The organism is Planctomyces sp. SH-PL14 (assembly GCF_001610835.1).
Lineage (GTDB): Bacteria > Planctomycetota > Planctomycetia > Planctomycetales > Planctomycetaceae > Planctomyces_A.
The window spans coordinates 2426351-2439211 of record NZ_CP011270.1 but is presented as its reverse complement, the minus strand read 5'-3'; the positions used below and the strand labels follow the sequence as shown (position 1 = coordinate 2439211).

The following is a 12861-nucleotide window of genomic DNA, read 5'->3' as shown; positions in this document are numbered from 1 at the left end:
GAGTGAGTGTCCAAGCGCGGACACCGTGCCGTATGCCCCCTCACCAACCCGCGGGGATTCCAGGGCGAGCGAGGAATCCTCAACGCCGGGACCACAAAACGAACGTCCGTTGCGTACCACGGTTCCTCACCATACTGCCTCCGGGGTCAAGGGGGTGAGACCCCCTTGACCCCGGCTGCCGTGGCACGTTGGGTTTGAGCTAACGAGTCGTGCCGGCGAGGACGGTGTTCGCTCCCGCGGCCAGCAATGCTCTATCCTCCCTCCAGATCCCGACCTCCCACCGACAGTCTGGCCCCATGATCCCGATTCAGGACAGCATCCAGGCACGCACCACGCCCTACGTGAACTACGCGTTCATCGCGATCACCAGCGTCGTCTTCCTGTTCCAGCTCAAAGAACCGCCCCACAAGGCGGACATGGTCGGGACCTACGGAATGATTCCCGCCCGCGTCCGGAACCCCCAGGTCGAAATCGAGATCCCCGTCCACACGGAGGTCAACCGCCGAACGGGAGAGATCAAAGTCATCAAGGAGCCCCTCCCCCCGCCCGCCTTTCCGCCGATCTTCACCATGCTCACCTGCATCTTCCTGCACGGCGGCTGGATGCACTTCCTGGGGAACACGTGGTTCCTGATGATCTTCGGCGACAACGTCGAAGACCGCCTCGGACACATCGGCTACATCTTCTTCTACTTAGCGAGCGGAATCGCCGCGAGCGCCGTGCACTACTACTCGCAGCCCGGCAGCATGATCCCGACGATCGGCGCCAGCGGAGCGATCGCGGGCGTGATGGGGGCTTACTTCTACTGGTTCCGGCACTCGAACGTTCGGACGCTGATTCCGCTCGGTTTCTTCACGCAGATCGTCGTTCTGCCCGCCCAGATCTTTCTGGGTATCTGGTTCGTGATGCAGCTCCTGCCCGGGATCGGATCGATCGGAGGGGAGGAATCCGGCGGAGTCGCGTGGTGGGCGCACATCGGCGGCTTCGCGGTCGGGGTCATCGTGGCCGCGCTGGTCGGACGACAGCAGGTCGAGTCGTATCGAGCGGCGGAGCGCCCGGTGCCGGTCTGGCGGCCGCGGTATTGAGGCGAGGACAGGAAGGCGCCTCAGGCAGGTGCGTTCGCTGGATGGTGGTTGGATCACCCATAGCGCAACCTAACCGGGTCCAGGGGCACCCTGGTGGGGAGTGCAGAGGGGCAACGCCCCTTTGCCCGCCGGAGGCCCTCTCGTCGAGAGATGTCTGAAGGAACCCGTGTCCAAGCGCGAACACCGTGCCGTATGCCCCCTCACCAACCCGCAGCGTCGTCAAAGCGAGCGGTGAGTCCTCAACGCCGGTCCCACAAAGGGGACGTCCGTTGTGTCCCACGGTTCCTCATGGAAGTGACTCCGGCGGCAAGGGGTCGAAACCCCTTGACCCCAGGCTGCCGTGGCACGTTGGGTTCGAGCTATCAGAGTCGTGGCGGCAAGAACGCGGTTCGTGAGAGCGGCATCAGCCGCCCGCCCTCTACCTTCCGTCTTCAGCCTTAAGCCTCTACCCCTAGTCGAGGTCCTGCAGCCGAGCAATCCGCTCCGTAACCTGCGCCCCGTAGGTATCAACGACCCACTTCTCCGGCTCTTCCCGCGGACCGACAAACGCCGTCTGCCACGGGCCAATGTCGAGGATCCGGTCCTGATGCAGGACCAGACCGAGGTGATGCTCCTCGTCCCAAGCCGTCGCGAAGACGAGTCCCAGCGCTGCCTCGCCGTCGGCAGCACGGTTCCGGACCACCATCCCCTGGAACTGGATCAGATCAGCCAGCTCTTCAACCGACTCGATCGTCGGCGAGTGTTCAATCGTCGGCTGAATCTTGTCCGTGTAGTAACGGCGGACGGTTTCGAGAACGGCGTCGCTGTGAGCCTCTTCCTTCGCCAGGAAGCGCTCCAGGGCCCGCGTCTGGTCCGGCTGCGGCCCGTCTTCCTCGCTCGCCTGAATGTCGATCCGGAAGATCCCGTAAGCGAGGAGCTCCTCCTCGCTCACCTCTTCCTCGCCCCCAAAGTCATGGTCGTGGTCGTGGTCGTGATCATGTTCGCAGTCGTGGTCATGACTGTGATCATGGTCGTGACCGCACGGCTCACCGCCATGGTCATGGCTGTGGTCGTGGGAATGATCATGGGAGTGATCGTGCGAATGGTCATGACCGCACGCCTCGCCGTCGTGGCTGTGGTCATGCGAATGATCGTGGTCGTGCGCGGCCCCTTCAGCCCCCTCGTCTCCCTCTTCGTCGTCGAGCTCATCGCTCCAGTGAAGGTAGGCGAACTGCCGGTAGCCGACCCACGTCTCCTCCTCGGCGTCGTACGTAAATTCGTTCATGGCGGAACCGAGCGCTGGCGGGGAGAAGGGGGTAAACGAAAACGCCCGGCCTTTCAGAGAAAGGCCGGGCGACAAGTGCACCTGGCAGGACTCGAACCTGCGACCTCATGCATGTCAAGCATGCGCTCTAACCAACTGAGCTACAGGTGCCTGGGGGAAGAAGAAGGTACGGCCTGGGTCCGGCATCGTCAAGGAACCGGCCGACGATCGCATTCCGGCGGCAGGAAGTCCTTCCCGGGGAATCAGTTAACGGGATTGGGGGGAGTGCACGCGGCGTCGGGATTACAGGGGAGCGTCGCACTGGCTGAAATCCCGCATCAGCCGCTGCGACACCGCCTGCGGACAGGACCAGACCAGGAAGAACAGCGCCTCCCGCGCCCGCCGCTCGGCCGGATGACCGGAGACGAAACCCGCCCCTTTCGATGCCGTCAACAGGGCCTGCGACGCCTGGAGGGCCAACGTCGTGGCTCGCGTCCGGAGCGTCTCCGCCGTCTCATCCGGCGTTCCGCGACCGTCGGCGACCCGGAGCAGCGTCTCCTGCAGCTCATCGAGTTCCCGACGGAAGGACCCGACAATCTCCGCCAGGTTCGGGCGCTGCCGCGACTCCGCCTCGATCGCATCAACGCACCCCTGCGCGTGCCCCGCCGCCAGCCCCGAGGTCATGAGCGACCCCGCCCCGCCTGGCTGCCCCTGCTGCAGGATCCGCGGGATGACGGGACTCAGCAGTTCGTCGTCCGCCACAAAGGTGTTCGCAAGCGAAATCGGCCCCGTCTCGGAGCCGGTCAGGGCCACGAGATGCAAGGGCGTCTCAATCCGGAGCCCGTCCCGATCGCTCGGAACGGCACACAGGAACTGCTCGCCGCTTTCGAGCCCGCCCCCGATCACCAGCACCTGACTCCGTCCCGCCCCGGTGACCCACGGAATCTCGCCCGTCAGCCGATAGCCCCCCGCCACCCGCTCCGCCAGAACGGCCGGCCGTCCCGTGTGCTGCCGCGACGTCGTCAGGTGCGAGATCCCGACCGTCCCAAACACCTCCCCGCCCGCCAGCCGCGCCAGCCAGCGGTCCCGGGGGGCCGACTGGACCGAGCCCGCGATCCGCTGGCACGCCGCCTGAAACTGCGTCAGGACGAAGACCGGAAGCAGGTCCCGGCGGGCGAGCTCCATGCAGCCGTCGAGGATCTCCGGGGAACTCGCCTCCGCCCCGCCGAAAGCCGCCGGGACGGTCCAGCCCGTGATTCCCCGCCGGACGTACTCGCTCCAGGCCGCCGCCGGCCAGACGTCATCGGCGGAGTGGAGATCGTGATTCGCGCCGATCGCGCTCGCTTGTTCCCGTGGTCGCATGGAGGGCATTCTACAGGGCCCCCCGCCGACGGATCAGGTCCCGGTCGGCGGAGCCCTCGCGGGAGACTGGACCTCGGCGAACCGGATTGAGATGACCGCCCCTCAGACATCCCCGTACACGATCCGGCGGGCCGTACCGGCCGACGCCCCCACGCTCGTCGAGTTCAACCGGGCCCTCGCCCGGGAGACGGAACGGATCGAGCTCGACCCGGGCCGAATCGTCCCGGGGGTCGCGGCGGTCCTGCAGGATGAGCAGCGAGGCCGGTATTTCGTCGCGTGCCTTGGCGAGGAAATCGTCGGCCAGGTGATGCACACCTGGGAGTGGAGCGACTGGCGGAACGGCCACATCTGGTGGCTCCAGAGCGTCTACATCGCCCCGGAGCACCGCGGCCGAGGCATCTTCCGCCAGCTCTGGGACCACCTGTGCGAGCTGGCCGCAGCCGAGCCGGATGTTGTCGGCCTGCGGCTCTATGTCGAACACGGAAACCATGCCGCCCAGGCAACGTACCGCCGCCTGGGGATGGACGAGGCGGGCTACGTCGTGATGGAGCGGCTGTTCTGCCCGTCGCCGGCTCCGCTGCCGAACGGACTCCCATAGCTCAAACCCAACGTGCGACGGCACCTGGGGTCAAGGGGTTTCGACCCCTTGCCGCCGGAGGCACTTCCATGAGGAACCGTGGGACACAACGGACGTCCGCTTTGTGGAAGCGGCGTGGAGGACTCACGGTTTGCTTTGCAATCCCCGCGGGTTGGTGAGGGGGCATCCGACACAGTGTCCGCGTTTGGACACGCCCTCCTTCAGACATCTCTCGACGGCCAGGCCTCCGGCGGGCAAAGGGGCGTTGCCCCTCTGCACTCCCCACCAGGGGTGCCCCCTGGACCCCGGTAAGGGGACTTGCCCGGACGACTGGCCCAACCCGGCATAGACACGTTTTCACACTTTCCCCTACAACGCGGCGACTCGTTTCGGCAGATCCTGCCGGTCCGGTTCCACAGGGAGGCGACCGGAGACGAGATGGACACGGCTACGGGCCGTGCAGGGAGGGATGTCCATGTGGAGTTTGCTGACCATCGCGCAGCAGTTCGGCGGCGTCGAAGGCCTCGCCCAGGATTTCGCGCGGCCCGCCGCGCAGCGGACCGTCGAGCAGCTAAGCCAGGCGGCCCAGACCCCGGCGCTTCCCCCCATCGGCTCCAGCCTGCCCATGGGCCAGGCCGCCCAGGTCATCAGCACTGTGCCCACAGGGACCGGCCTGCCGGTCGGAACCGGCCTCCCCGCCGGAACGATGCCGGCCCCGGGAGTCCACGATGAGGTCCAGAATCAGCTCTCCCGCCAGCTCATCGAAGCCCAGCGGCAGCTGAACGAGACCTACGGGACCTGGACCAAGACGATCTTCAAGTTCATCAGTGAACAGGGGGTCGCGTTCGGGATCAAGCTGTGCGCCGCGGTGCTGATGTTCTACATCGGCAAGTGGATCGCCCGGATGTTCACGAACTTCGTCTCGCACGTCATGGAACGTGCCGGCGCGGACCCGATGCTGGTCCGGTTCTCTTCGAACGTCCTGTACTTCGCCTGCCTCGTCCTCGTCGTCATTGGAGCCCTCGACGTCGTCGGCGTCCCGATGGGCTCGGCAACGGCGGTCATCGCGGCCGGCGGTTTCGCCATCGGCCTCGCGCTCCAGGGCTCGCTCTCGAACTTCGCCGCCGGGATCATGCTCATCGTCTTCAAACCCTTCCAGGTCGGCGACGAGATCGAAGCGGGCGGCACCTCGGGAGCCGTCGAAGAGATCAACATCTTCAACACGATCCTGAAGTCCGGCGGCAACGTGCAGGTGATCGTCCCCAACGGCTCGATCACTTCCGGCGTCATCAAGAACAACTCGGCGTTCCCCAACCGTAAGATCGAGCTCACGATCGGCTGCAGCTACGGCGACGACCTGCGGAGCGTGAAGGCGTTCCTGGAAAAGCTCCTGACCGAGGACAAGCGGATCCTCCGCGAGCCCAGCCCGTCGGTCTCGGTCGTGAACCTCGCCGAAAGCGGCGTCCAGTTCTCGGTCTGCCCATGGGTCAAATCGACGGACTACGGGAAGGTCCGCAGCGACCTGATCGAGAAGATTAAGCTCGGCTTCGATGAGCGGGGCTACACGATCCCGTTCCCGAGCCGCGACCTCTACGTCCACACCGCCAACGTTCTGCCGATGGCCAAGGCCGGGTAGGTCGACGGGTGGATTGAGCACCAAGACACAAAGAGGTCACCAAGGCCACAAAGGACTACGGCCCGGAAACGTCATCAGACGCTTCCGGGCCGTGCTGTTGATAGAAGCATGAGCGACGGTGATGAACTCTCCTCCGCCTGCTCTTCTTTGTGTCCTTTGTGCGACCTTGGTGTCTTGGTGTTTAACCTCCACGCCCCAATTCGTCGCACGTCCCCGGACGCTTACAAAATCCGCCCGTACTGGTTCGGCCAGTAGTCCAGTTTCACACCCAGCGTCCTGGCGGCGTGGGCGGGCCAGTAAGGATCGCTCAGGAACGACCGGGCCAGCAGGACGACGTCCGCTTTCCCGTCGGCCAGGATCGCCTCAGCCTGATGGGCCTCGGTGATCATCCCGACAGCCCCGGTGGGGATCCCCGCTTCCTTCCGGATCGCCTCCGCGAACGGCACCTGGTATCCCGCGCCGACCGGGATCCGGACGTTCGGGACGAGGGCCCCGCTCGAGCAATCGATCAGGTCGACTCCAATCGCCTTGAGCCGCCTGGACAGTTCGACCGACTGCGGCAGATCCCAGCCTCCGTCCGCCCAGTCGGTGGCGGAGATCCGGACAAAGACCGGCCACTTCGCCGGCCAGATCCGGCGGACCGCTTCGGAGACGCGGATCGTGAGCCGCATCCGGTTCTCGAGCGAACCGCCGTACTCGTCCGTCCGGGCGTTCGAGAGGGGCGAGAGGAATTCGTGCAGCAGGTAGCCGTGGGCCGAATGCACCTCAGGGACTTCGAAACCCGCCGCCAGCGACCGGTGCGTCGCACTCTCGAAATCGCGGACCACCTGCTCGATGTCGTCCCGCGTCATCTCCCGCGGTACCGGGTAACCCTGGTCGAACGCGATCGGACTCGGCGCCAGCGGCTGCCAGCCACGATTGGCCGTCGAGAGCGGCTTGCCGCCAAGCCACGGCGCGTCCGTCGATGCCTTGCGGCCCGCATGCGCGAGCTGAATCGACGGAACGGAGCCCTGCTCCTTGATGAATTTGGCGATCCGTTCGAACGCCCGGCCATGCGCATCGGACCAGATCCCGCTGTCATCCGGAGAGATCCGCCCCTCAGGAGACACAGCCGTCGCCTCGACCATGACCAGGGAGGCACCACCGACGGCGCGGCTCCCCAGGTGAACGAAGTGCCAGTCGGTCGGCATCCCGTCCTCGCTGGAGTACTGGCACATCGGCGAGACGAAGATGCGGTTGCGGAACGTCAGCTCGCGAAGCGTGAACGGCGAAAAAAGATGACTCATCGTGGCTCATCAGGAGGAAACGAAACGGACCGCGTCATTTTAGGCGGATCGGGAGCCGCACCCAAAACTTCACGGAAGGTTCTCGATCAAAAAGAGGTCCGCCTGCGTGGACAAACAAATCGCCGTCATTCGGAGCCTCTATCGGGCGAACGCGCAAAGGGCGATTTCAGAACAGTCCATGCAGCGGCCCGCCGGCGGCAGCGAGTTCCTCCACGCGGCGGGTCACTGCCGGGTCCTCCTCCAGCGGCGGCGCGTGATGCGGCTTCGTCCGGGCGTCGATCACGACGGGGCCGCGACAGCCCCAGTGCTTGTGATCCGTGAAGCTGCCGATGCCGGAGATGTCGGCGGCCGGGTTCGAACGGGTGAAGGTCACCCACAGAAAATTGTTCAGCGTCCGCGCTGTGAACGGCGCGTCGTCGACGAGCACGATCAGCGGGAACCGCGTGACCGGATGGTCAGCCGGGAACGACGCGCAGAACCGATCGAGGACGCCATCGTGCCGCGCGGTACAGGGCGGGGCCGAGACCGCCAGAATCCCCGGCAGGCAGACCGACGGATCGCGGAAGCCGTCCGGCCACTGGCATCCAGTCGGGACCTCGGTCGGCAGGCTCCGCCGCGGCCGGCCCGCGGCGGCGATGACGAGCTTCGAGCCCTGGTTCAGCCCGTCTCCGCTGTAGTCAAGCGTGTCGATCGTGGTGCGAGTTTGGAAATGCAGATCCCGCTCCGGGTCGATGCGTTCGAGGACATGCTTCAGGAAAGCGGCGATGTCGTGGATACCGAGCCCGGGGTTGTCCTCCCGCGCCACAATGAACAGGTACTTCGCCAGTGAGAGCTGCCCCTGGCCGAGGATGGCATTCCCCTGCGTCAGGAGTTCCTGCGGCGTCCGCTCCTCGGCGTACGGGACATACCGCTCGCTGCCGATCGCCAGGAGCAGCGGATGGACCCCAGCGGCGTCGACGGCATGGACTGCCTGAATCCCGGGCAGGACCTGCGGGATCGCGGGACCAGTGATCTCATGGATGATCTCACCGAAGGCGGTGTCTTCCTGCGGTGGACGGCCGACGACCGTGAACGGCCAGATCGCGCCGGGCCGGTGGCAGACCTTGTCGACGTTCAGCACTGGGAACGGATGGGCCAGGCTGTAGTAGCCCAGATGGTCGCCGAACGGCCCTTCGGGGAGCGTCCGGGGATCGACCGTCCCCGAAATGCAGAAGTCCGCCTCGGCCATGATCGGCAGTCCATCGCGGCGGCGGATGAGCGGGATCCGATGCCCGCCGAGCGCCCCGGCGAAGGTCAGCTCGGAAAGTCCCTCGGGGAGCGGCATCACGGCCGCGACCGGCAGGACCGGCGGCCCCCCGATGAACACGTTCACCCGGAACGGCTCACCGCGGCGGAGCGCCTTGGCATGATGGACGCCGATCGTGCGGTGGATCTGATAGTGCAGCCCGACCTGTCGATTGGGAGCGTACTCGTTCCCCGCCATCTGGATGCGGTACATCCCCAGGTTCGACTTCCGCCATCCGGGGACGTCGGGGTCCTCGGTGTAGACCGCCGGCAACGTAACGAACGGCCCGCCGTCCTTCGGCCACGAGACGAGTTGCGGCAACTGATCGAGCGTCGTCTCGTGGGCCATAGCGGGCCCGCGTGAGACGTACTTCGGCTGCATGGCCCACGCCAGCGGCAGGGCCCGAGCGGAGTTCCACGGGTGCTGGAGCGCGGCCGCCGGGTCGAGCTTGATCCGGACGAGATGCTTCACCCGCTCGATCGTATCCCGGAACAGAAACCGGGTCCGGGCGATCGTCCCGAACAGGTTGCTGACCATCGGGAACCGGCAGCCCCGGACCCGTTCGAACAGGATCGCCGGCCCCCCCGCCTGATAGACCCGCCGCTGAATCTCCGCCGCTTCGAGCCGCGCGTCGATCTCGACGGGGATCCGGACCAGCTGGCCGGTCCGTTCGAGATCCGCGACACAGGACTGAAGATTGCGGTAACCCATGAACGTCGATCGATGCGGGCAGAGGGAACGAACGGAAGTCGCTCCGTTCTATAGGTTCTCGCGAGCCAAATGTCTCCCTTCGAATGCGCCCTCTTTCGACGGAACAGCTTTCCCTGTCGGCAGAGTCACCCGGAATCGAAAGACCTTTCCGCACTGGACCTCTTTGCCTAACCCCTCTCACGGCAAGGACACGCCGTTTCTGCGCCTCGGGTTCCGGGTGCGGGTCACCTGCCGGACAACGTTGGTCGATGAACTGCCAGGCCTCCCGCCGGGCGGAGAGGATCGTGCGCCCCACGCGCCGTTCCTTCCCGACCGGGAAAGAACCCAACTCGCCGGGTTCCGGGTTTCCCACGGATGCGGTATGGCAAACGGGTTTGCCGGATCACGAGATCTTCTCGAACGGCGTCGACGACGACTCGCTCCCCTTGGAGGGGGAGGCGAGCGGACTTCCGTTGTCCGCCGCCGCATCGACCCGCCGCATCGCAACTCCCCCGCCGACGACGGAACGCCTCCTGCTCCCCTCCTCCTCAAGAAGGGGGTCCAGAGCATCATCCCCCGCGACGCCTGGAAGTGCTGGGCTCTCGTCTCCGCGGCTGTCGTGACGTGGCTGAGCCTCCTCGGGATTGGCCTCTGGGCGGATGAAATGGGGACCGCCTGGCGCGATCTCCTGGGGCTCGAAACCGGCCGGCCGATCCGCTGGTTCGGGACCTCCTGCCTCCTGGGGGCGGCGCAGCTGTCGTTCCTCGTCCTGTGGCACCGGTCGCGGAGCCGCAAGGACTTCTATGGCCGTTACCGGCTGTGGTACTGGGTCGGCCTGACCTGGCTCGCGTTCTGCGTCTGCCAGGCCACATCGCTGCACCTCGCCGCGGCCCGCTGGGCGACCGAACACTATGAGCTGAACCTCTGGAACAGCGCGACGGTCGTCTGGATGCTCGCCGCCGCGCCGATCACGATGGCGCTGATCCGGCTCCTGCGACGGGAGATGCATCTCTGCCGCAGCAGCACGACGCTCCTCCGCATCGCCGCCGGCTCGGCGAGCGTCTCGGCCGTGACGACCTTGATGTGGCCGCTCCTGCCGCAGTCGGCGATCACGAACGTCGTGGCCCACGGGTCGACGGCGCTGTGGCAACTGCTGCTGACGAGCGCCACGCTCATGCACACGCGGTTCGTGATCCACATTACGAACGAAGTCGCCCCGCGGATGCGTCCCAAGGGGGCGTCGCGCCTCGTCGTGCTGGCGGAGAAGGTGTTCTACGGCTCGCTGAAGGGACTGCTGTTCGTGCCGACGGCGGTCCTGAGCCGTCTCCCCGTTCCGCGGTTCCTCTCCCGGAAGAAGACCGCCGAACCGGCCGCCGAGGCCAAGCCGGCCAAGCGGACCCGCAAGAAGGCGGTCGAGACGGCCGACGCGGACCCTGTTGCATCGACTCCGGCGCGAAGCCTGGTGTCGGCGATGGCGCATCGCGTCCTGGCGATCGTGTCGCCGGGCAACCTCCTGGGTGGCCTCGGACGGCTGACGGCGGGCTGGTCGGCCTGGCAGGCGGCGCGTGCCGAACGCAACGCCGTCCGAGCGGCCGAGAGAGCCGTGCAGCGCGAGCAGCAGCGTCTGGAAGCGGACGCGAAGGCGGAAGCCAAGCGGATTGAGCGGGAAGCCCGGCAGGCCGCGGACACCGAAGCTCGAACCGCCCGCGACGCCGAGAAGACGCGGCTGAAGCAGGAGAAGGATGCCGCCGCCGCGCAGGCCAAGGCGGATCGCGACGCGGCGCAGGCCAAGACCCGCGCCGAGAAGGAAGCCGCGCAGGCCCGGCAGGCCGAGGAGAAGCAGGCTCGTCAGGCAGCGGATCAGGCCGAGCGGGCCCGCGTCGCCGCGGAGAAGGAAGAACGGGCGCGGCAGACTCGGGAAGCGGCTGCGAAGGAGAAGGAGGCCAAGGAAGCCCAGGCCCGTGCCCAGCGCGAACAGGCGGCCGCGGAAGCCCGCGTCAAAGCCGAGAAGGAGCAGCAGGCCAAGGCGGAGAAGGAACGACGCGCCCAGGCTGACAAGGAGGCTCAGACGAAGGCGGCCCGGGAGGCTGCGGAGCGCGATCGCCAGAACGCGGAACGGGAGCGTCAGAACGCCGAGCGGGAGCGACAGGCGGCCGAGGCCCGACAGAAGGCGGAAGCGGAAGCGGCCCGCAAGAAGGAGCAGGCGAGCCGTAAGGAGGCTCAGCTGGTTGCGGTTGCTCGGGCGGTCAATGTCGCGAGCGGTGGCGGGAGTCGTCCTGAGGCGGATGCCGATGACTCGGCGGAAGATCGGCGCGGCAAGAATCAGGCTCGCGGTTCAGCCCAGCCCCCTGCCAAGGGACCGCATGTCTCCTTTGATGAGGGAGACTATGACAGAGAAGAGGGGGAAGACGATTCGCAGCTCTCCCGCAAGGAGCGAAAGAAGCTCAAGAAGCAGAAGAACCGCCAGCAGTTCGACATGGAGTAGTCCGCTTCTCCGGTCTCGAACCACGTCCTTGCCGCCGGAGGCCTCTTCCCTGCGGAACTGTGGTAGTCAACGGGCGTCCGTTTTGTGGTACCGGCGTTGAACACTCCCCGCTCGCTCTGAAATCCCCGCGGGTTGCTTTGGGGACATCCGACACGGGGTCCGCGTTTGGACACAAACTCCTTCAGACATCTCCCGACGGCCAGGCCTCCGGCGGGCAAAGGGCATTCTGCCCCCTGCACCCCCTGACCAGGGTGCCCCTGGACCCGATGACCTTTCGTTGCGTAGATGCACCCGCCTCTGTGCTCTCTGTGTTTCACAAAACGACTTCGCAACGCTCATCCGTTTTCTAACGGCGGCAGACCAACCCGCGGACACACCGGCAACAACGGACACTCCGTACACTTCGGCCGCCGAGCAATACAAATCCGCCGGCCGTGATGAATCAACCGATGCGAGAAATCGATCCACTCCGTCTCAGGCAGGATCGACATCAAATCGGTCTCAATCTTCTCCGGGTCACTGTGCGTCGTCAGACCAAGCAGGTTCGTGATCCGCCGCACATGCGTATCCACCACCACCCCGCTCGGAATCCCATACGCCGTCCCCAACACAACGTTCGCCGTCTTCCGCCCCACCCCCGGCAACGTAATCAGCGCCTCCAGCTCCTGGGGGATCTCCCCCCCGTAGTCCTCCACCAGTTTCTTCGCCATCCCCATCAGGTTCGCCGCCTTCGCCCGGAAGAACCCCAGCGGCTTCACGATCTGCTCCACGTCCTCCGTCTTCGCCTTCGCCAGCTTCTCCGGCGTCGGATACGCCTTGAAGAGAATCGGCGTCTGCTGGTTCACCCGCTCATCGGTGCACTGGGCCGAAAGGATCGTCGCCGCCAGCAGCTCAAAAGCGTTTCGATGTGTGAGCGCACACGTCACATCGCCATACGTTTTGGCCAGCGTGTCGACGATCGTTCGGACGCGTTGCGACTCGTCAACACGCGCGCGGGACTTACGGGGTTTGCGTGACGTTTTCTTAGGAATTGCCATCGGAAACTCTTGGACAGTCGCGCTGCATCCCTTTTAGACTCCGCGAGCCGAACGTCCCCACCGCGGACCAACGGTCGCGCGTCTGGATCATCCGGACCGCGAAGAGCGCCGCTCGCAGACGGAGCGGAGGATGATATCAGTCTCCTCCGTCCGTTTCCCGCGGCGCCCGGAACGA

Annotated in this window: 9 protein-coding genes and 1 tRNA gene; 4 read left to right on the top strand and 6 right to left on the bottom strand. The window is 66.0% G+C overall.

Translation table 11 applies throughout. The features are described from left to right. Positions 1 to 296 precede the first annotated feature (296 nt). Entirely contained in the window at positions 297 to 1085 is a 789-nt protein-coding gene (locus VT03_RS09550) for a rhomboid family intramembrane serine protease (protein WP_075092767.1), read from the top strand. A 451-nt stretch (positions 1086 to 1536) separates the two neighbouring features. Here VT03_RS09550 and VT03_RS34135 read toward each other — a convergent pair whose 3' ends face one another. From VT03_RS34135 to VT03_RS09535, 3 genes are all read right to left on the bottom strand, one after another. Further along, positions 1537 to 2349, bottom strand: a complete 813-nt coding sequence (locus VT03_RS34135; RefSeq protein ID WP_075092766.1) for a DUF6985 domain-containing protein — start codon at positions 2347 to 2349, stop codon at positions 1537 to 1539. Between the two features lie 76 nt (positions 2350 to 2425). Next, positions 2426 to 2499, bottom strand: a tRNA-Val gene (locus VT03_RS09540). A gap of 132 nt (positions 2500 to 2631) precedes the next feature. Then, positions 2632 to 3690: an acyl-CoA dehydrogenase family protein gene (locus tag VT03_RS09535; RefSeq protein WP_075092765.1), complete on the bottom strand. Its 1059-nt coding sequence runs from the start codon at positions 3688 to 3690 to the stop codon at positions 2632 to 2634. Here VT03_RS09535 and VT03_RS09530 point away from each other — a divergent pair. Both VT03_RS09530 and VT03_RS09525 read left to right on the top strand, forming a co-directional pair. Next, positions 3689 to 4288 (top strand): GNAT family N-acetyltransferase, encoded by a 600-nt coding sequence (locus tag VT03_RS09530; RefSeq protein ID WP_197489273.1) that lies wholly within the window; start codon positions 3689 to 3691, stop codon positions 4286 to 4288. The genes VT03_RS09535 and VT03_RS09530 overlap by 2 nt on opposite strands. Positions 4289 to 4742: 454 nt before the next feature. Beyond that, on the top strand, positions 4743 to 5903 hold the full coding sequence (locus VT03_RS09525; protein WP_197489272.1) for a mechanosensitive ion channel family protein: 1161 nt from the start codon (positions 4743 to 4745) through the stop codon (positions 5901 to 5903). A 221-nt stretch (positions 5904 to 6124) separates the two neighbouring features. Here VT03_RS09525 and VT03_RS09520 read toward each other — a convergent pair whose 3' ends face one another. Continuing rightward, positions 6125 to 7189, bottom strand: coding sequence for an NADH:flavin oxidoreductase/NADH oxidase (locus VT03_RS09520; protein WP_075092764.1), 1065 nt, complete (start codon positions 7187 to 7189; stop codon positions 6125 to 6127). A gap of 166 nt (positions 7190 to 7355) precedes the next feature. Next, the gene (locus VT03_RS09515; protein WP_075092763.1) at positions 7356 to 9185 is read right to left on the bottom strand and encodes a UbiD family decarboxylase; all 1830 of its coding nucleotides are present in this window, start codon (positions 9183 to 9185) and stop codon (positions 7356 to 7358) included. A 361-nt stretch (positions 9186 to 9546) separates the two neighbouring features. Here VT03_RS09515 and VT03_RS09510 point away from each other — a divergent pair, with 361 nt between their 5' ends. Next, positions 9547 to 11649 (top strand): hypothetical protein, encoded by a 2103-nt coding sequence (locus tag VT03_RS09510; protein WP_156514374.1) that lies wholly within the window; start codon positions 9547 to 9549, stop codon positions 11647 to 11649. A gap of 335 nt (positions 11650 to 11984) precedes the next feature. Here VT03_RS09510 and nth read toward each other — a convergent pair whose 3' ends face one another. Next, a complete protein-coding gene (gene nth / locus VT03_RS09505) occupies positions 11985 to 12686 on the bottom strand; it encodes an endonuclease III (protein WP_075092761.1) in 702 nt (233 codons plus the stop codon). Positions 12687 to 12861: the final 175 nt, after the last annotated feature.

Coding starts and splice junctions, on each gene's coding strand:
- VT03_RS09550 (WP_075092767.1), top strand. CDS start 297: ATGATCCCGATTCAGGACAGCATCCAGGCACGCACCACGCCCTACGTG.
- VT03_RS34135 (WP_075092766.1), bottom strand. CDS start 2,349: ATGAACGAATTTACGTACGACGCCGAGGAGGAGACGTGGGTCGGCTAC.
- VT03_RS09530 (WP_197489273.1), top strand. CDS start 3,689: ATGGAGGGCATTCTACAGGGCCCCCCGCCGACGGATCAGGTCCCGGTC.
- VT03_RS09535 (WP_075092765.1), bottom strand. CDS start 3,690: ATGCGACCACGGGAACAAGCGAGCGCGATCGGCGCGAATCACGATCTC.
- VT03_RS09525 (WP_197489272.1), top strand. CDS start 4,743: ATGTGGAGTTTGCTGACCATCGCGCAGCAGTTCGGCGGCGTCGAAGGC.
- VT03_RS09520 (WP_075092764.1), bottom strand. CDS start 7,189: ATGAGTCATCTTTTTTCGCCGTTCACGCTTCGCGAGCTGACGTTCCGC.
- VT03_RS09515 (WP_075092763.1), bottom strand. CDS start 9,185: ATGGGTTACCGCAATCTTCAGTCCTGTGTCGCGGATCTCGAACGGACC.
- VT03_RS09510 (WP_156514374.1), top strand. CDS start 9,547: ATGGCAAACGGGTTTGCCGGATCACGAGATCTTCTCGAACGGCGTCGA.
- nth (WP_075092761.1), bottom strand. CDS start 12,686: ATGGCAATTCCTAAGAAAACGTCACGCAAACCCCGTAAGTCCCGCGCG.